At 46.7% G+C, this 15,873-nt stretch carries 23 protein-coding genes and 1 pseudogene; 20 read left to right on the top strand and 4 right to left on the bottom strand.

The window, feature by feature from the left end; all coding sequences use genetic code 11:
- Positions 1 to 309: 309 nt before the first annotated feature.
- Positions 310 to 936, bottom strand: a complete 627-nt coding sequence (locus tag IB144_RS09185) for a LexA family transcriptional regulator (protein ID WP_031280398.1) — start codon at positions 934 to 936, stop codon at positions 310 to 312.
- 100 nt (positions 937 to 1,036) lie between these two features.
- Here IB144_RS09185 and IB144_RS09190 point away from each other — a divergent pair, with 100 nt between their 5' ends.
- The 7 genes from IB144_RS09190 (at position 1,037) to IB144_RS09220 (ending at position 5,295) form a co-directional block, all read left to right on the top strand.
- Entirely contained in the window at positions 1,037 to 1,249 is a 213-nt protein-coding gene (locus tag IB144_RS09190) for a Cro/CI family transcriptional regulator (protein ID WP_031280397.1), read from the top strand.
- A 98-nt stretch (positions 1,250 to 1,347) separates the two neighbouring features.
- The gene (locus IB144_RS09195) at positions 1,348 to 1,803 is read left to right on the top strand and encodes a YmfL family putative regulatory protein (protein ID WP_110220861.1); all 456 of its coding nucleotides are present in this window, start codon (positions 1,348 to 1,350) and stop codon (positions 1,801 to 1,803) included.
- A 237-nt stretch (positions 1,804 to 2,040) separates the two neighbouring features.
- Positions 2,041 to 2,247: a DUF4222 domain-containing protein gene (locus tag IB144_RS09200; protein ID WP_096735697.1), complete on the top strand. Its 207-nt coding sequence runs from the start codon at positions 2,041 to 2,043 to the stop codon at positions 2,245 to 2,247.
- Positions 2,210 to 3,124 carry a conserved phage C-terminal domain-containing protein gene (locus IB144_RS09205; RefSeq protein ID WP_040188691.1) on the top strand — a complete coding sequence of 305 codons (915 nt, stop codon included), beginning with the start codon at positions 2,210 to 2,212 and terminating at the stop codon, positions 3,122 to 3,124. Before IB144_RS09200 ends, IB144_RS09205 begins: the two co-directional genes overlap by 38 nt.
- The gene (locus tag IB144_RS09210; RefSeq protein WP_064081157.1) at positions 3,121 to 3,930 is read left to right on the top strand and encodes a Dam family site-specific DNA-(adenine-N6)-methyltransferase; all 810 of its coding nucleotides are present in this window, start codon (positions 3,121 to 3,123) and stop codon (positions 3,928 to 3,930) included. The genes IB144_RS09205 and IB144_RS09210 overlap by 4 nt, the downstream gene beginning before the upstream one ends.
- 24 nt (positions 3,931 to 3,954) lie before the next feature.
- Positions 3,955 to 4,935 carry a DUF968 domain-containing protein gene (locus IB144_RS09215; RefSeq protein ID WP_064081156.1) on the top strand — a complete coding sequence of 327 codons (981 nt, stop codon included), beginning with the start codon at positions 3,955 to 3,957 and terminating at the stop codon, positions 4,933 to 4,935.
- 18 nt (positions 4,936 to 4,953) lie between these two features.
- Positions 4,954 to 5,295, top strand: a complete 342-nt coding sequence (locus tag IB144_RS09220) for an antiterminator Q family protein (RefSeq protein ID WP_040196270.1) — start codon at positions 4,954 to 4,956, stop codon at positions 5,293 to 5,295.
- A gap of 22 nt (positions 5,296 to 5,317) precedes the next feature.
- Here IB144_RS09220 and IB144_RS09225 read toward each other — a convergent pair whose 3' ends face one another.
- Entirely contained in the window at positions 5,318 to 5,857 is a 540-nt protein-coding gene (locus IB144_RS09225; RefSeq protein WP_040196267.1) for a hypothetical protein, read from the bottom strand.
- On the bottom strand, positions 5,844 to 6,773 hold the full coding sequence (locus IB144_RS09230) for a hypothetical protein (RefSeq protein ID WP_040196265.1): 930 nt from the start codon (positions 6,771 to 6,773) through the stop codon (positions 5,844 to 5,846). Before IB144_RS09230 ends, IB144_RS09225 begins: the two co-directional genes overlap by 14 nt.
- An 877-nt stretch (positions 6,774 to 7,650) precedes the next feature.
- Between IB144_RS09230 and IB144_RS09235 the strand changes: the two genes are divergently transcribed.
- The 13 genes and pseudogenes from IB144_RS09235 to IB144_RS09295 all read left to right on the top strand — a co-directional run bounded on the left by IB144_RS09235 (position 7,651) and on the right by IB144_RS09295 (position 15,228).
- Entirely contained in the window at positions 7,651 to 7,866 is a 216-nt protein-coding gene (locus IB144_RS09235) for a class II holin family protein (protein WP_017880269.1), read from the top strand.
- Positions 7,866 to 8,363 (top strand): lysozyme, encoded by a 498-nt coding sequence (locus IB144_RS09240; RefSeq protein WP_065203293.1) that lies wholly within the window; start codon positions 7,866 to 7,868, stop codon positions 8,361 to 8,363. The genes IB144_RS09235 and IB144_RS09240 overlap by 1 nt, the downstream gene beginning before the upstream one ends.
- The gene (locus tag IB144_RS09245) at positions 8,360 to 8,710 is read left to right on the top strand and encodes a hypothetical protein (protein WP_016160650.1); all 351 of its coding nucleotides are present in this window, start codon (positions 8,360 to 8,362) and stop codon (positions 8,708 to 8,710) included. Before IB144_RS09240 ends, IB144_RS09245 begins: the two co-directional genes overlap by 4 nt.
- A 943-nt stretch (positions 8,711 to 9,653) precedes the next feature.
- Positions 9,654 to 9,860: a hypothetical protein gene (locus tag IB144_RS09250; protein WP_148719039.1), complete on the top strand. Its 207-nt coding sequence runs from the start codon at positions 9,654 to 9,656 to the stop codon at positions 9,858 to 9,860.
- Positions 9,844 to 10,206 (top strand): HNH endonuclease, encoded by a 363-nt coding sequence (locus tag IB144_RS09255; protein ID WP_017880264.1) that lies wholly within the window; start codon positions 9,844 to 9,846, stop codon positions 10,204 to 10,206. Before IB144_RS09250 ends, IB144_RS09255 begins: the two co-directional genes overlap by 17 nt.
- Positions 10,158 to 10,481: a hypothetical protein gene (locus IB144_RS09260; RefSeq protein ID WP_023159881.1), complete on the top strand. Its 324-nt coding sequence runs from the start codon at positions 10,158 to 10,160 to the stop codon at positions 10,479 to 10,481. The genes IB144_RS09255 and IB144_RS09260 overlap by 49 nt, the downstream gene beginning before the upstream one ends.
- Positions 10,478 to 10,909, top strand: a complete 432-nt coding sequence (locus tag IB144_RS09265; protein WP_017880263.1) for a hypothetical protein — start codon at positions 10,478 to 10,480, stop codon at positions 10,907 to 10,909. The genes IB144_RS09260 and IB144_RS09265 overlap by 4 nt, the downstream gene beginning before the upstream one ends.
- Positions 10,910 to 11,158: 249 nt before the next feature.
- Entirely contained in the window at positions 11,159 to 11,593 is a 435-nt protein-coding gene (locus IB144_RS09270; RefSeq protein ID WP_012542168.1) for a phage terminase small subunit P27 family, read from the top strand.
- Positions 11,593 to 12,237: pseudogene (locus tag IB144_RS09275) on the top strand (terminase large subunit); the annotation flags it as partial. The gene IB144_RS09270 and the pseudogene IB144_RS09275, both read left to right, overlap by 1 nt.
- Positions 12,238 to 12,402: 165 nt before the next feature.
- Positions 12,403 to 13,638: a site-specific integrase gene (locus IB144_RS09280; RefSeq protein ID WP_073620061.1), complete on the top strand. Its 1,236-nt coding sequence runs from the start codon at positions 12,403 to 12,405 to the stop codon at positions 13,636 to 13,638.
- A complete protein-coding gene (locus tag IB144_RS09285) occupies positions 13,631 to 13,849 on the top strand; it encodes an AlpA family phage regulatory protein (protein ID WP_016160658.1) in 219 nt (72 codons plus the stop codon). Before IB144_RS09280 ends, IB144_RS09285 begins: the two co-directional genes overlap by 8 nt.
- A 62-nt stretch (positions 13,850 to 13,911) precedes the next feature.
- Positions 13,912 to 14,151 (top strand): AlpA family phage regulatory protein, encoded by a 240-nt coding sequence (locus IB144_RS09290; RefSeq protein ID WP_016160659.1) that lies wholly within the window; start codon positions 13,912 to 13,914, stop codon positions 14,149 to 14,151.
- A gap of 318 nt (positions 14,152 to 14,469) precedes the next feature.
- Entirely contained in the window at positions 14,470 to 15,228 is a 759-nt protein-coding gene (locus tag IB144_RS09295) for a hypothetical protein (RefSeq protein ID WP_016160660.1), read from the top strand.
- A 415-nt stretch (positions 15,229 to 15,643) separates the two neighbouring features.
- Here the strand turns inward: IB144_RS09295 and IB144_RS09300 are convergent, their stop codons facing one another.
- Positions 15,644 to 15,814 carry a hypothetical protein gene (locus tag IB144_RS09300; protein ID WP_162881841.1) on the bottom strand — a complete coding sequence of 57 codons (171 nt, stop codon included), beginning with the start codon at positions 15,812 to 15,814 and terminating at the stop codon, positions 15,644 to 15,646.
- Positions 15,815 to 15,873: the final 59 nt, after the last annotated feature.

Raw genomic sequence — 15,873 nt, forward strand, 5'->3', positions numbered from 1 at the left:
TAACTGCATACCAGAGAGCGCATTAAAAACAGCTGCTTGAAAAGCCAGAAACTCCACCTCACTGTTGCATTCAGCGGTGGGGCATCCGTCCACGACTAACTCGATCTTCATTTTTTCTCACTCCTCTTCAGTTACCCGCTTAAGACCCAGCCAGCTAATCATCTTGGTATTCCCATGCTGCATGATTCTGTTTAGCGAGCGTTCTACCTGTTCGCTGTTGATGAACGAAATCTAACTTAACTTAGTTTTATGGTCAAGAAAAAACACCAAGCTTTTCTTAGCCTGGTGTTGATGGACGACTATTTCTGGTTAGAGTTCGTACTGAACGCCTTTGACTACACCGATAATGGTGCAGTTGCCATTAATGACAAGGTTAGGGTAACGGGGATTTAGAGGGACAAGAAATTTTTGTGAGCCGTCTATAACTAATTTTTTTACTGTGGCTTCGTTTGTTCCATCAATACGGGCAACAACAATTTTACCATGCAGTGGCTCGATTTCAGGATCAACAATCACTGTCGCGCCTTCAGGTATGGTAGGTAAACCATTGGGATTAGTCATTGAGTCGCCCTTAACTTCGAGTGCGAATGAGTTATCACTGATACGAAGTGATGTTTCAACCCACTTCTCCGCATCTTGCAGCACATCTTCAGCTTTTGACTCTGTAAATAATCCAGCTTGTACCCATGAAATGACAGGTACTCTCCGCATTTTCGTTATTAGATTACCTTCAAACTCTGTGCCGTAAAGAATGTAATCTATTGATGTATTGAAGAATTTTGCAAGTTTTGATAATGATTCACCGCCAGGGACGTTTACATCTTTTTCCCAATACCCCACCGCAACATCACTAACCCCACAAAATTTACCTAGTTCCTTTTGAGAGGTTTTAGTGATGCGTCTGAGTGATTTTATTCGTTGCCCGACAGTTTCCATAAGTGCACCCGTAGTCAATTAAGCTAAGCAATCTTAGTTTTTATTGACCTAAGATGGATTGATAATTAATATCTAACTAAACTTAGTAATGGGAGCCATTATGACCACCGATGATGTTGAAAAGTACTTTGGTAACGCTGAAAAGGTAGCCGAGTTCTTTGGCATAACCAGCGAAGCAGTTTATCAGTGGAGGAATAGGCCCGGTCGCTTAATCCCCAAGGGGAGGGCGGCGGAGGCAGCGTACCGCACAGGAGGCAAACTGATTTTTCATCCTGAACATTACAAAAAGTCTAACGGTTCAGTCAGCAAGTAGAAACTACAAATCGAATTGCCTAGGGGTAGGTATGAACCCGGAACAGTTCTTAAGCACGCCAAAAGAAAGGCATCAGTAAAAATGGGGATCTGATTTAAATGACAAATATGAAAGAAGTTGTGAAGGCTATGTGCAAATCATATCCGGGTGGCCGCGAAGCAATGGCTGGCGCCTTGGGTATGACCGTGACGCAGTTCAACAACAACCTCTACGAGAAAAACGGCTGTCGATTTTTTGAAGTATCGGAGCTGGAAGCGATGGAAGACATTTCCAACACGTCGCTACTGGCAGACTACTTCGCCCGCCGTCGTGGTGCTCTGCTGGTGGATGTGCCGCACCTGGAAGAACTCGATCGCGTGGACCTGTTTAGTCGAGCAATGCGTACCTCGGCAGCCAGAGGTCAGGTTGACCAGATTATCGAACAAGCACTTGAAGATGGGGTAATCGAAAGGCATGAGGCAGAAGAAATCATGGTGCATCACCGCCGCCATCTGGCAGCTCGCGAAGAAGAGATTGCCGCAATTATCACGTTATTTTCACGCAAAAAGAAGTGACGCCAGCGAGTTGCAGCTCCTGGCGTCGTGGCGTGTCGTTATCAGTGGAGATTACTAACGCATGAACAGTCTACCAACACAGTACCGCAGGTCGCAACTTGTGGCGCGGCCGGTTCCTGGTGGAGCAGGGCCGGTGCAGTTCGTGTATGGGGTAAGAGTACCCGGTGGGATAGAACCTGTCTGCTACCAGTTTGCTCAATGGGCGGTAGATGACTTTAGAAGTCAGGCGGAAAGCGTATGCGAGAACTTAACCGATGGTTCAGAGATCACTACGGCGTCCCGGTCAGGGTCATACGCTGGGACTCCAAAACACAGCGCGTTATATACCTGCGCGAAGGGTATCAGCACGAGTGTTTCAGCCCACTTGAACAGTTCAAACGAAAATTCAGGGAAATAGAGGGGTCTTATGAGCCTGTTAATGCCATCAAGGCCGATAGTCATTAATCCTGACCTTGCATACAGCATTGGCCTGAATGAAGCCATTGCGCTGCAGCAGGTTAACTACTGGCTGCAGGAAACTAACTCAGGGCTGGAGCGTGACGGCGTACGCTGGATCTACAACACAACAGAGCAATGGCTGGAACAATTCCCGTTCTGGTCTGAGTCCACTCTGAAGCGCACCTTCACCCGGCTGAAGAGCCTGGGCGTGCTTAAAGTTGAGCAGCTTAACAAGTCGCAGCGTGACATGACGAACTACTACACGATCAACTACGAGAGCGAGCTTTTAGATGAGGTCAAAGTGACCAAATCGAAGAAGTCAAAATGCGCCGTTCCATCAGTTCAAAATGACACGATGGAAGAGGTCAATGTGAAACGCTCCACCAGGTCAAAACGAACCGCTGTCATCAGGTCAAATTGGCACGATGATCTTACAGAGAATACAACAGAGAGTACTACAGAGATTACAGGTAAAGACTCTTGTCCGGTTGCGCTGCAACCAGACCAGACCGATCCGGCTGCACTCGTTCTGGATCATTTTAATCGAGTAACTAATTCGACCTATGGCAAGGGGGGACGAACCAAAACGACGCTGGGTTATATTCGGGGACGGCTGGCCGAAGATTACAGCCCTGAAGACCTGATGCTGGTGGTTGACTACCTGAACGAAAAATGGGCTCAGGATCCGAAGATGAGCGACTACCTGCGGCCCAAAACGCTGTTTGCTCCCGAGAACTGCGTCGAGTATTTCGACAAGGCCAAAAAATGGGAAGCAGCCGGGCGCCCAGCCTGGACTGGCGGAAAGTGGGTTAAACAAGACACGGCGTTCAAGTCCAGTTATTCCGACGTGGATTATTCAGTGCCAGCGGGGTTCCGTTCATGAGCAAGCCATTTCTGAAATGGGCTGGTGGAAAGTATACCCAGCTGGCTGACCTGTTCGTGCATATCCCGGCAGGGAAACGCCTGATAGAGCCATTCGTTGGTGGTGGGGCGGTGTTCCTGAACAGCGATAAGCACGCAGATTACCTGCTGGCGGACGTTAACCCTGACCTGATTAATCTGTATCAGATGTTAGCGGTGGTGCCGGATGAAGTGGAATTAAAGGCCCGCTGGATGTTTGAGCACATGCGGTCACCAGATGGCTATGAGCTGATCCGTTCCGAGTTCAACGCTCAGACGCTGGATGCTACTGAACGCGCAGCTGCATTCCTGTATCTCAACCGGCATTGTTTCAATGGCCTGATGCGCTACAACCAGGCGAATAAGTTCAATGTGGGCTGGGGAGGCTACAAGGCCCCGTATTACCCGATGGATGAGATGAAAGCCTTCGCGGCTATGGCGCATAACTGCGTCTTCATGACTGCTGACTATCGCCGAACTATCAGCCTGGCCGGGAAAGGGGATGTGGTTTACTGCGATCCGCCTTACGAACCGATGCCGGGAACAACCGGATTCACCGCCTACGCCGCTGGTGGTTTTAGCTGGGAGAACCAAGTAGACCTGGCGAAGCAATGCGTATCAGCCTTTCACCGTGGGGCTCGGGTAGTGATTTCTAACTCATCTGCACCGAAGGTTCTCGACCTGTACCGTGAGCATGGTTTTAACCTGCAATTCATCAAAGCGCGCCGTTCGATTTCCTGCAAAAGCAGTACGCGGGAAGTCGCAAAAGATGTCGTGGCTATCCTGTGAGTTACCTGTCGTGGAGAAAATGACATGAGAGCATTACTGACTCCTGAAATTGCCCCACGCATGGGCATTGTTCTGCTTCGCCCTGGCGCCGATCTGATGCCGATGTTCAGGAGAGGGCGGGTATTGATTGAGCCGGCACCGGAAAAATACAGTGACTATGCAACCGGCGCTATCCCTCCTGCTAAACAGCCACTGGAAGAAGACCCGGTTTTGAAACCAGTCTTCGAAAACAAAGACGTCATTCTGCGCGCGGGTGGTATCAGCGCACTGGAGGCCGAGCTGGAGCGTCGGTTTGAATGCCAGTACCCGCACGGTTCGTGGCACAGCGAAAATTTTACATTGTTCCGTCATGAGCCTGGCAGCATCCGGCTTTGCTGGGCCTGCGATAACCTGGTGCGTGACCAGTACACAGAGACGCTGGCAGGCATTGCTCGTCAGAACCTGGTATCCTGGCTGATAACGGTTATTCGCTCACAGCTGGGGTTCAACGAAGACCATCAACTGACGATCCCAGAGTTGTGCTGGTGGCTGGTTATAAACAATCTGGCGCACGTCATCCCTGAATCGCTGGCCCGGAAAGCCTTGAGATTGCCGGAAATAAAGCATCAACCGGTGATGAAGGAGAGCGATATTGTGCCGGAGCCAGCGGCGAGAGAAGTGGTGCAGAAAAAGATTCTCGGTCTTCGCGTAGATCCTGAAACGCCGGAATCATTCATGCTGCGGCCAAAGCGCCGCCGCTGGGTAAACGAGAGCTGGACGCGCTGGGTTAAGTCTCAGACGTGTGTCTGCTGTAACAAACAAGCAGATGATCCCCATCACCTGATAGGCCACGGACAAGGTGGAATGGGAACAAAAGCGCATGACCTGTTTGTGCTGCCGCTTTGCAGAGCGCATCACGACGAGTTGCACGCTGACACCGTGGCATTTGAGGAGAAGCACGGCTCACAGCTGGAGCTACTGTTTCGATTTCTGGATCGTTCGCTGGCAATTGGCGTGCTGGCTTAATTCAGTGGAGATGAGTTAATGCGTGATATGTATGAAGTTTTAGACCGGTGGGGCGCATGGGCCGCAGCTGATAGTAGTGGCGTTGACTGGCAACCTATTGCAGCCGGGTTTAAAGGTCTGTTGCCACGAGGTAAAAAGTCGCGCCTGCAATGTGATGATGATGAGGGAATCTTAATTGATGGTTGTGTGGCACGCCTAAGGAAATATAAGCCGGAAGAATATGAGCTGGTTATAGCTCACTTTGTTATAGGTATCTCGTTACGTACTATTTCAAAGAAGAGAAAGTGTTCTGATGGCACTATAAGAAAGGATCTTCAGACGGCTCTTGGTTTCATTGATGGTGTTCTCTCTATGCTGTGATGATGGGGGAGGATTACTCCCCTTATTTTTTATTTTGCTTGAGAAGGATTTTGATGTTTTGTCTAATAATGATTAGACAGTGCAACAATAGGAAGACGGTAAGAATCGCAATCCATACGCAAAACAAACAAGCATAAAGATTCGTTGAAAGTCCGATGGTGAACTGGGCGATAGCGGTGGTTAGAGAAAATAAAATCGAAGTATTAATAAATGATGAAAGATTATCTAATGGTTTATAAAGATCCTCATCCGCTACTTTTTCTAAAGGTGTCTGTGTTGCTTTGCTGTATATTTCTTTATATTCAGCAGTAGCGAAAACTTTATCTCGTAAATTTATAATCACGAAAGTATGCAGGCTTAATAAAAAAGAGCCTACTGATATGAAGCCAGAGAAAAGATAGCCACGAAGATTTTTATGATAAAAATCAAAGAATTTGACGCTTACGTCAGGGGTGTTTCTGTAGAGAAGGTACAGCCCCAGCAAAACTAGGGCTGACAGGCCGAGCAGGGTAATGTACTGGCACCTTAACCTTTTGTTTATAAGCCATTCATACAAAGGCATTTTTATTAGTCCCGTTCAACATTTCATTCTTGATTATATCAAAGACCGGGTTAGATGTATAATTGTCATTTGTCAAGCCATTGATTTTTTCTGCAATTTCATCAAAATCATAAGATTCAAAGAAGGTGGGACAGTCCATAAAATCAATAATTTTTTCTAACCCAGCATGGTCAACGGCTGTAACTCTGGCTTTAGAAATCCCACCTTGCATTGCATGATAAATTTTATCCAGTGTTTCTGAAAGTGCTTGAACTTTTGTTTTATCCTCTGGATTAACACTCATGTCTATTGTTGTTGAGTTAGCAAATGGTTCTAATGCTGTCATTGGACCACCTTTAAAATCGATGTAATCAAATTTAAAGGATGTCTTTTTAATTTCTCGGAACTGTCCAAGGATTGTTTTGATGTCCTCCTTAGTAGTCATGATGCTAAATGAAAAACGCTTCTTGTATTTTTTGTTTACAGCGGTGATTTCTTTTTGCTTAGGTTTGTCACCTAATCCTGCAATTTCATTAGCGTTCTGTTTCCTGATAAATTCATTGCTGATGGTTTGGAGATGGCTGAAAAGGGTGTTAATACTACAGGAACCATGGTGGGACATATACAGACCACGGAGATTATCCTTGTTAAGGACAAATAGATTGAAATTCGCTAGTTTTTCGTCCCCCTGAAGGTCTTCAACTTTGATCCGAAATTTCCCGTCGATGAACTGAGATCTGCAATTTTTCTTTTGGTTTTTGAAGGTGACGACTAACCCATAATAATAATCATTCATATCTGACATGAGTATTCTTCGAGTATAATCAACCCGAACATATTCACGAGACGATGCCTCAATAAATGCGTTCATGACATCCGCAGAATTGATATGTTCATTCTCATTTGTTATTGAAAAACCTAAGCTTTTAACTTGCATGTGTGCGCGCCCTAAATGAAACAATAAGTTAATGCTGAGTAGTCTAGCCCAACGGCGGTATGAAAACACTAACGCGTACGCAAAAACTATCGTAATCTGTTAGGAGTGGTCACTTCGACACACAGCCTAATCATTGAAACCCTGCTCCGGCGGGGTTTTTACTTTCCGGCGATATGGCAGGGTATTAGCGAGATGCATTGCATCTGTGCCCCTGTCACATTGTCGTAAAGCGATACACATAATTCCCAAGCCTTGTTAATCGCCGGGGCTTTGTCATTTCTGCACTCCGGTCAGGGCTCTTGGGTTGAGATGTGCTGCACGACACATCGTAAGTAAGCATCTTCTGGTGCCTTTGACAGCGTGTTACATATTGACTAACACAAAGTTTACAAATTAGATTATCGACATGGTGAATCCCCCTATGCGGTGGGGCGACCAGTCACTTACAGTGATCTGTAAATGCAGCGCGGGCCATGTCGACTGGGACATGCTCACCGGGAGGCACCCGGCACCATGCAATGCTACTAAGCTATTTTGTAGCAGAGTTGCCGTTTCGGCTTCTCCAGCTATGTTTAAAAGGTAGTAACGGAAAACGAGAGATCTCCTGGTAAATCGGTAGCTCGGACTATTAGGTGCGCCTCGTTCCGTTGAAGAATCAGTATTGCCTACCTTCTGCCCGCCCCTCTGAGCGGGCTTTTTTTCGCCATGAATAAGTCTCCCCGGCAAGCTGAGGAACAAATCATTTGAGGCTGCGCATTCGCGGGCCTTTTTCGTTTCAGGCTCACGGGAATCATCATCGATACGGCTCGTTGTTAAATCAGCCCGATGAGCCTGACCCCTACACGCACAAAGCACCCCGTTAACCCGGAGGTGGAGTATGTATCGAATGGACAAGCTAACAACAGGTATTGCCTACGGAACGTCCGCAGGTAACGCGGGGTTCTGGATGTTGCAATTGCTCGACAAAGTATCCCCATCTCAGTGGGCCGCGATCGGTGTTCTGGGAAGTCTGGTATTTGGCTTGCTGACATACCTGACGAATCTGTATTTCAAAATTAAAGAAGACCGGCGAAAAGCTGTGCGAGGTGAATAATGTCTCCGACACTACGTAAAAGTGTTCTTGTGGCAGTCGGCGGCGGGGCCCTGGCGATTGCCTCTGCACTCATCACTGGCACTATGGGTAATGATGGGCTTGAGGGAGTGCGATACGACCCTTATCAGGATGTGGTAGGTGTCTGGACGGTTTGTTACGGCCACACAGGTAAAGACATCATGCTCGGCAAAACCTATACCGAGGCAGAGTGTCGGGCGCTACTAAATAAAGACCTGAATACCGTCGCCTGGCAGATCAACCCTTACATCAAAAAACCGATCCCAGAAACAATGCGTGGGGCTCTGTACTCATTCGCCTATAACGTCGGAGCCGGGAACTTCCAGACCTCTACTCTGCTTCGCAAAATCAACCAGGGTGACCAGAAAGGTGCGTGTGATCAGCTGCGCCGCTGGACCTATGCCAAAGGTAAGCAGTGGAAAGGACTTATTACCCGGAGGGAAATTGAGCGTGAAGTGTGTTTATGGGAGCAAAGATGAGTCGCTTAACCGCCGTTATCATCGCAATAGCAATCCTGCTAATGTCCTGTGCCATTTCATGGCGTATGGGATGGAGTTCCCACGCTGATCACATTAATGCTCAGGCTGCGAAGAAGAGAGAGAAGGCCGAGAATGCCATTAAGCCTGTAGAGGAAAAGGCCGCTACTGCTAACGAAGCGGGTAAGGTCATCTACAAAACAATAACCCGCGACGTGGTGAAATATGTTCAGTCTCCGAATCGTACTGTGTGTAGGTTTGATGATGCTGCTGTGCAGTTGCGTCAGCGCGCCATCGATGCTGCCAACTCCATCCCCGGATTTGATGAGTCCGCCGTGCAAAGCAAATGACGCAGGGAATGACAGCGATGAAGATTTACAGTCTGATGTAGAAACCGCTCAATGCCTGCGCCAGCTCCGTTTGGATAAGTATCGCTGGCAGGCGTACTATCGGGCGGTGAGTAAGTAACAGGCATAGCACATGAAATAAGTGGCCTTAAGTGAACAAAAAATCTGAAAACAAGACATTCAAGCTTTCAGCATCGAAATGTTTGTATCTAATTCAGGGGGTGTCATGCACTATAGGATCTCAAACCACTCTTAACTAAGTAGCCACTCATGACAGTAAACTTACTACCACAACTACCATGCGGTTATCGTTACGGCATTGAGCGCTCGATCCGGCCCCAGACTGGTGCGGAATTTTTTCCGCCACAAGGGTGTGTTATCAAATCTGTTAACTTTGGGGATGGTGTGGTTATTTGTGTGCCCATCCAATGGTACATTAAACAATTAGATTTATGGGTCACTGTCTAAGGAACCATCGAATAATATGTTAGTTACCAGCCTCGTTAGGGCGAACTGATAATTGCTCTCAAAAGACCAGCATAGAAGCCTGTTGCTCTGGTTGAATGTTCCGGCAAGTTGAAAATGATTGGTTCAATGAGCTCTTTCGATATTTAAATGCTATCGATAACTTAAATGAAGCTATCATCACGTTATCACTGCCAGCCAACACCGAAACGGCAGTGGTCAGTTAAAAAGCAGAAAAGCCTCTCTTGGGTGGCTCCTGAGAGATTTTAGTTTTCTAACTGGTACTAACCAAAGGTCGCATATCTATGCGGCCTTTTTTTTAGCCGGTTTCATGGCTTGAGGACATCCTGGACGAGAATATGTGACAAAACCAATCAGGGGAAACAGGAATGCCCTGTGAGCGGATTTACGAATCAGTAAGAACGTTTATCCCCACAAAAGGATAAGATGGCTTTTATCCCTTTGTGGGGGTAAAAACCGTATGGCCTCGCATCTGCGGGGCTTTTTTATTCGCAAAGGTAAAACGATGAAGAGCTTAGATATTGAATCCATAGGCGGGAGGCTGATGGCGATTGAGTATGACGGTTTGTCATGCGCATCGTTGCCAGTTTCAGAGTTCCCCATCGACAGTACACCTTTAAATCTCCCTCAATTCATGCTCAAGGATGTGTATGCCACCACGAGCTAAACGACCTTGCCGTCACAGAGGATGCGCGGCAGTGACGAATGATGTCGGTGGATACTGTGAGATCCACCGGCAGCAACACGCCGGCGATGGCTGGCGTAACTATCAGCCAGGAAAAACTCGACAAGACCGTGGTTACGGTCGTCCGTGGGAAATTAAACGGGCCCGTATCATGAAAAGAGATAAATACCTTTGTCAGAACTGTAGACGAGACGGTATTGCCACGAAAGCCACAAGCGTCGACCACATCATTCCCAAAGCTCATGGCGGTACCGATGATGACTTTAATCTCGAGTCATTGTGCTGGAGCTGCCACAGCAAGAAAACAGCAACAGAGAGGACCCGATGAAGAATTTCAAAATTGAATACGTTGATGGCGCTTTGACCGTTCTGGAGACGGATGGTCAGTCACGGATGAATGAAGCCGTACATGGCATCCATTTTGAGCATGTTCAGGGCGGCCGCCCCCTGCTTAAACTGACGATTGCACATGATATTGCTCCGGCCCCTGCCTCATCAAGTGCACTGGATCAGGAGCCTTTAGAGGGTGAGCTGGTAACGGAACAACAGACGAAGGCTCCCGTTGGTCGCCGCTCACGTCATCGTCGTGGAGGTAAGCAATGATGTATCAGCGCACGGATCTGACACTCTCAATGTTCTATGCATCCAGCGCTGATGCAGAGGGAAACAAAGTGGCTACTTTGACGATGCAGGTTATCGCTGCAGAGGCTGGCTCCGTCCAGACCAGCCAGTTGCGCTGTATTACCGATAGCGCGAAGAAAAAAACGTATAGCGTAGGCGAACAATCTGTCAGTAATGGTTCCGATCCGTTGCTGGTCGCGATTGAGAATTACTGGCGTCAGAATACAGATGTCGTCGTTAAAGGATTGATCGCCGAAGTGACCGACTTCATCGCAGGGAACATCAACTCAGTCAGCACCTGGATCGGCCAGTTTGGGATGAAGGTGTTCGAGAACCAGCCATTGGCTGAACGGCTACCAGAAAGCGTACTGCAGGCCGATGGAGGCTCCGCTACAGCGACAGGGTCCTGACAGCAGGCATTACATAAGGTGCTCACAAAGAGCCTGGGATTTTCCGGACCACGCAATGTGAACCGTATTCGCCGCCGGCGAAGCCGGAATGACGATATCCACCTCGACTGAGGCAGCTGCTGGCAGGGGGGAGGGGGGATCAAATCCCTGACCCCTTTCGCGCTTCGGGACTGCCCGTTGAAGTCTATTTTTACACGCCAGAAATAAGAAATTTTTTTCCGGAAGGTTTCATCTATCAAAGGAACGTTTATGGCCGGAGGAATTCGATCGTCCGGTGGTGGCCGAAAACCTACTTTACCCACCGGGCAAAAAAGCAAATTAACACGTATTGCGCCCCCCGCTGAGTTAATGGGGGAGGCGGCAATAAGAATGTGGAAGACGCAAAGCAAAATACTCATCGACCGAGGGGTGTTTGAGCTGGAGGATGCACCTTTGTTGCTGGCTTACTGCAATGCTTTTCATCTGATGCTCGAAGCCGAAAAAATGCTGGCCAGCGGACTGACCTCAGAAAGTGAAATGGGGGGCCTGAAAAAACACCCTGCAGTTAATGTCCGGAATGACTCGGTTTCCCAGCTTGCCCGCCTCGGCTCTCTGTTGGGGTTAGATCCGCTCAGTCGTCTTCGCATGACCAGCGGACAAAAGGATCCGGACGATGACGGGAATGAATTCGATGAGTTTGACTGATGGCTACCTATCCGAACGTCAATGCGGCGAACCAGTATGCGCGGGATATCGTTGGCGGGAAGATTCTGGCGTGTCAGTTAACGGTACTTGCCTGTCAGCGACATCTGGACGACCTCGAACGAGCAAAGGATCCCCACTGGCCCTACCGCTTCGATAAAAACAAAGCAGAACGATTTCTTCGTTTTGCCCAGAAAATGCCTCATACCTCAGGGGAATGGGCCCGGCGTAAACTCCGGATTGAATTTGAAGCCTGGCAGAAGTTCGCTCTTGGCGTACCGTTTGGATGGGTACACAAGAAGACAGGCCTGCGTCGTTTCTCTGAAATCTATATCGAGGTGCCCAGGAAGAACGGGAAATCCGCTATTGCCGCTGCTGTAGGAAATTATATGTTTTGTGCAGATGGCGAGCATGGTGCAGAAGTCTATTGCGGCGCCACGACTGAAAAACAGGCATGGAAGGTATTTTCTCCGGCGCTGCAAATGGTGAAAAAGCTGCCGGCATTGCGGCAAAAATTCTCGATAAAACCCTGGGCAAAAAAAATGACGCGCCCTGACGGTTCGGTTTTTGCGCCTGTGATCGGTGACCCGGGGGATGGTGATTCGCCATCATGCGCCATCATTGATGAATATCACGAGCATACAACATAGAGGTTTCAGAGGAACGGTAGTGTTCGTGATTGTTCGTTAACTTAATGAGAGTTATGGTTTTTTTTGATTTTGATGTTCGAGCATGATCGCATCCGTTTTCTCCGTTACGGGCCACTGTGTATTGCAGTGTGTATTGCTTTTGTGTGAGCAGAGAGTGAGAAGATGGCTGCAGAAAATAAACTTAGTGATAGGCAACTAAAAGCGCTACAGGGTAAATCGCAGACTAAGCAGCGGTTGATTTCAGACGGTCGCGGAATGTCGGCGAGAGTTAGCAAGAATGGGGCTGTGAGCTTTGTGATGTTCTACCGCTTGGGCGGTAGGGATACTTCCCCAATATGGCTGACGCTGGGCAAGTATCCTGATATGTCATTGAAAATGGCACGAGATAAACGTGATGAATGTAGGGCTTGGCTTGCTGAAGGGATCGACCCACGTCACCGGATCGGCTTAATCACTGATGTGTCGGAAAGGCCAGTTACCGTAAAAGATGCGCTTGATTATTGGTTAGAGTATTACGCCAAGCCTAAGCGCAGAACTTGGGAGGTCTGTGAACAACGGTTTGCCCGATACATTTATGGTCGCCTGGGGGATGTACCTCTAACCCTGTGTAATGCAGCAATGTGGGTAAAGTGTTTTGATGAAGTGAGAAAAACAGCTCCGGTAGCTGCTGGTCATACATTCCGAGACGTAAAACAGGCGCTCAAGTTTTGCCGGGTACGCCGTTATGCTATCTCCAGCGAACTGGATGATTTTACCGTTATGGATATGGGGGAAAGGGCGCAAAAAAGGGATCGTGTACTCACAGCTGATGAAGTGCGGGACGTTTGGTATTGGGCGAATACTGAGGAAAACAATACCAAATTATCACCAGTTAACAGGGTGACACTTGTCATAATGATCGTATTCGGTTGCCGTGGACGTGAATTGCGGGAGTCGCTCTGGAATGAATGGGACTTTAAAGAGTGGATTTGGACAGTGCCCAAAGAACACAGTAAGAATGGGCGCGAAATTATTCGCCCAATCCCCCCGCAAATCCGTCAATGGCTTGTAAACCTTCGTGCAATTGCAGAGGAGGAGGGTACCGAGCGCCTACTTAATGGTGAATTTTCAAAACAGACAGTTATGAGCACGGTTGGTAGCCGTTTTTGGCGTAAGTTTAGGCATGAAAAATCATGGTGCCTGCATGACCTTCGTAGAGTTCTTGCAACCAATCTAAATGACATGGGGGTTGATCCCCACGTTGTCGAACAGCTCTTGGGACATACGCTACCGGGGGTTATGGGAATTTACAATCGTAGCCAATATCTGGCCGCAAAACTTGATGCACTGACGAGATGGGTAGACTACCTGAATTCGTTGATCCGTTCAGATGCTAAGGAGGAAAGTTCCAATGTATAAATTCATGAGTAAAGCAGAACTTGAACTGATACCAGATCTGGAACGTGTTATCCGAGAACAGGAATGTTTTTGGATGACTGGTCTACCAAAATCTACTCGTGCTTTTATGGAGAAAAAGGGACAGTTTCCAAAGCATCTTGTGCTGGGCCCTAAAATTTGTGCTTGGCGACTCTCTGAAGTGCAAGAATGGATAAAGACCAGGGCACAGTAAACCGACACTTTTCAAATCACACCCGCTTCTTCAGGCGGGTTTTTTTATAGGATTTTCTGCTGATGAAAAAATTTATTGAACCAACCCCAGAGGAACGCCGGCAGTTACTAAACGAGTACGGTGTTCCATACGACCGTATTGTTCGTGAGAAAGAGCGTCGTGAGATTACTTCGCTTTGTAGATCGTCAGCGTGGGAGATGGAGCAGAATGAAGCATACCCGCAGCGACGCAAAATTGGTAAAGCAGGTGCAGGTTGGCTTCTTAGTGACCTGCTTTTCTGGCTAAGAACTCTTGAGAGGTAATTCCTAGATGTTAAACCTTCAACCTACTGTAATTTATGAAGAAAAGGTGAAGGACTTCCAGTGAAAGATTGATCATCATGAAAAAATGGCAGTTGTTGATAAGGATGGTCTGGAGTAAATTATTACATTGATCGCATTCTTTGTAAGAGACACTGTTTGGATTTAATCGCTCTGGCGAACAGAACTCGTTGGAAGGTAGTCAAAGTTTGAAAAAGGTTAAACTTGGTACTTCTGGTGTTGCATAAATCCTTTCTGAAATCCAAGTGTGGATAAAGGGGAGGAATAAAGTTTATTTAGACTTATTCGGGTGGGTAATAAATGGACTATATAACTGAAGGCGTTTTAGATAAAGTAATTAATGATTTAACTTATAGAGCTAATAAAGCCAGAAAAGCAAGATTTTTAATCGGTGGTTCGATTATCCTCATTGCAACCATGCTTTCTGGGTTCATCACTTATAGATTAACTACTAATCAATCAGATAGTAGCCTTGCTAATACATTCATGGCTTTTAGAGATCGTTTTGTTGTCAGTGAAGATGGTGGTTTGAGAGGATTTATTAACAAAGAATTAGGCCAGGTTTATGAGAGTGAAAAAGATGTAGTTCGTTTGCGAGTAGAGAACGAAAGTTCAATACCATCTGAAAAAAACAAAATTAACAATGACGGGAATGGTAGGCAGATCACACAAACCACTAATAAGAAAGAGGCTCTGGATAATGCAAGTAGGTTGGTTGATTTTTACACAAAAGTGGTTGCGGCGAATAACGGTAAACCAATAAATAAAACGGATGATACTTATAGTAATTTAATAAGCTCCATAGCATTATCTGCAGGTATTGTAGGTTTTCTACTCTATATACTTCAGATTGCTGTAAGTTTTATAAGATATTATTCTAGGCTTGCAGAGTTGTATGACTCACAAAAAACAGCTTTAATTGCTTCTGATGGTAATGTCGAATCCGCAGAGATTTTAATGAAGATATTATCTAATGACCATATTGGATTAGGGAAGGAACCTACTACCTTATATGGAAAAGCATTAGATGTGATTGGTGAGGTAGCGAAGTCAAAATAAGATTTATTAAAAGGCGCATTTTTAATGCGCCCTTCTATATTTATTGAGAATGAAAAAAGAATTAATTTAATGATGGTTTTATTTTATGGCGTATAATAGGGTTTTATTACTCAAGGCTTTCATATATAGCTTGTAGATAAATGTATGTCTGTGCCGTACTTTGAAATATGAGTAACTGCATTTCGGGATTGCTCTTTCCTACTCCTATGAGTTGGGGGGTATAGACTGTGTAATATATTAGTGATCCGCGCAATTCGGTGTCGACATGAAATATTGCATTCTCCCGCTTCACGATTGCGCGTCATGATGAAATCTACTGGTTCATATAGCACTGTCAGTATACAAGCATTCATGCTACCGCTGCTTTGGGAGAAAAATCGTATTTTATTATCACTTTCCTTGTAAAGAATGAGAATCAACCCATGGGCTTGATACCGCGTGATTGCAATTCTTTTCGGATAATCCGTTTGATCCAGGTTGCAAGTGATGAGTCACCATCTTTGCGCATTTCTTCTTCAAGTTGCGCACGCAGTTCATGGGCTAAACGGATTTGGTACTGATCAGTTTTTGATTTTTGTGTTGACATTGTAATTACAAAATTCCTATCATCGTCTCGTGTTTGTAATTACAACGTAACTTTCGTTT

This window comes from Klebsiella sp. K4 (genome assembly GCF_014596785.2).
Taxonomy (GTDB): Bacteria; Pseudomonadota; Gammaproteobacteria; order Enterobacterales; family Enterobacteriaceae; genus Klebsiella; species Klebsiella pneumoniae.

Excerpts from the sequence above, each read along its gene's own strand:
- IB144_RS09270 (WP_012542168.1), top strand. The coding sequence starts at position 11,159 with ATGGCCGGAGGAATTCGATCGTCCGGTGGTGGCCGAAAACCTACTTTA.
- IB144_RS09225 (WP_040196267.1), bottom strand. The coding sequence starts at position 5,857 with ATGCCTTTGTATGAATGGCTTATAAACAAAAGGTTAAGGTGCCAGTAC.
- IB144_RS09255 (WP_017880264.1), top strand. The coding sequence starts at position 9,844 with ATGCCACCACGAGCTAAACGACCTTGCCGTCACAGAGGATGCGCGGCA.
- IB144_RS09290 (WP_016160659.1), top strand. The coding sequence starts at position 13,912 with ATGAAAAAATTTATTGAACCAACCCCAGAGGAACGCCGGCAGTTACTA.
- IB144_RS09190 (WP_031280397.1), top strand. The coding sequence starts at position 1,037 with ATGACCACCGATGATGTTGAAAAGTACTTTGGTAACGCTGAAAAGGTA.
- IB144_RS09205 (WP_040188691.1), top strand. The coding sequence starts at position 2,210 with ATGAGCCTGTTAATGCCATCAAGGCCGATAGTCATTAATCCTGACCTT.
- IB144_RS09240 (WP_065203293.1), top strand. The coding sequence starts at position 7,866 with ATGTCTCCGACACTACGTAAAAGTGTTCTTGTGGCAGTCGGCGGCGGG.
- IB144_RS09215 (WP_064081156.1), top strand. The coding sequence starts at position 3,955 with ATGAGAGCATTACTGACTCCTGAAATTGCCCCACGCATGGGCATTGTT.
- IB144_RS09295 (WP_016160660.1), top strand. The coding sequence starts at position 14,470 with ATGGACTATATAACTGAAGGCGTTTTAGATAAAGTAATTAATGATTTA.
- IB144_RS09185 (WP_031280398.1), bottom strand. The coding sequence starts at position 936 with ATGGAAACTGTCGGGCAACGAATAAAATCACTCAGACGCATCACTAAA.
- IB144_RS09300 (WP_162881841.1), bottom strand. The coding sequence starts at position 15,814 with ATGTCAACACAAAAATCAAAAACTGATCAGTACCAAATCCGTTTAGCC.
- IB144_RS09200 (WP_096735697.1), top strand. The coding sequence starts at position 2,041 with ATGCGAGAACTTAACCGATGGTTCAGAGATCACTACGGCGTCCCGGTC.
- IB144_RS09250 (WP_148719039.1), top strand. The coding sequence starts at position 9,654 with ATGGCCTCGCATCTGCGGGGCTTTTTTATTCGCAAAGGTAAAACGATG.
- IB144_RS09220 (WP_040196270.1), top strand. The coding sequence starts at position 4,954 with ATGCGTGATATGTATGAAGTTTTAGACCGGTGGGGCGCATGGGCCGCA.
- IB144_RS09265 (WP_017880263.1), top strand. The coding sequence starts at position 10,478 with ATGATGTATCAGCGCACGGATCTGACACTCTCAATGTTCTATGCATCC.
- IB144_RS09285 (WP_016160658.1), top strand. The coding sequence starts at position 13,631 with ATGTATAAATTCATGAGTAAAGCAGAACTTGAACTGATACCAGATCTG.
- IB144_RS09245 (WP_016160650.1), top strand. The coding sequence starts at position 8,360 with ATGAGTCGCTTAACCGCCGTTATCATCGCAATAGCAATCCTGCTAATG.
- IB144_RS09230 (WP_040196265.1), bottom strand. The coding sequence starts at position 6,773 with ATGCAAGTTAAAAGCTTAGGTTTTTCAATAACAAATGAGAATGAACAT.
- IB144_RS09210 (WP_064081157.1), top strand. The coding sequence starts at position 3,121 with ATGAGCAAGCCATTTCTGAAATGGGCTGGTGGAAAGTATACCCAGCTG.
- IB144_RS09195 (WP_110220861.1), top strand. The coding sequence starts at position 1,348 with ATGACAAATATGAAAGAAGTTGTGAAGGCTATGTGCAAATCATATCCG.
- IB144_RS09235 (WP_017880269.1), top strand. The coding sequence starts at position 7,651 with ATGTATCGAATGGACAAGCTAACAACAGGTATTGCCTACGGAACGTCC.
- IB144_RS09280 (WP_073620061.1), top strand. The coding sequence starts at position 12,403 with ATGGCTGCAGAAAATAAACTTAGTGATAGGCAACTAAAAGCGCTACAG.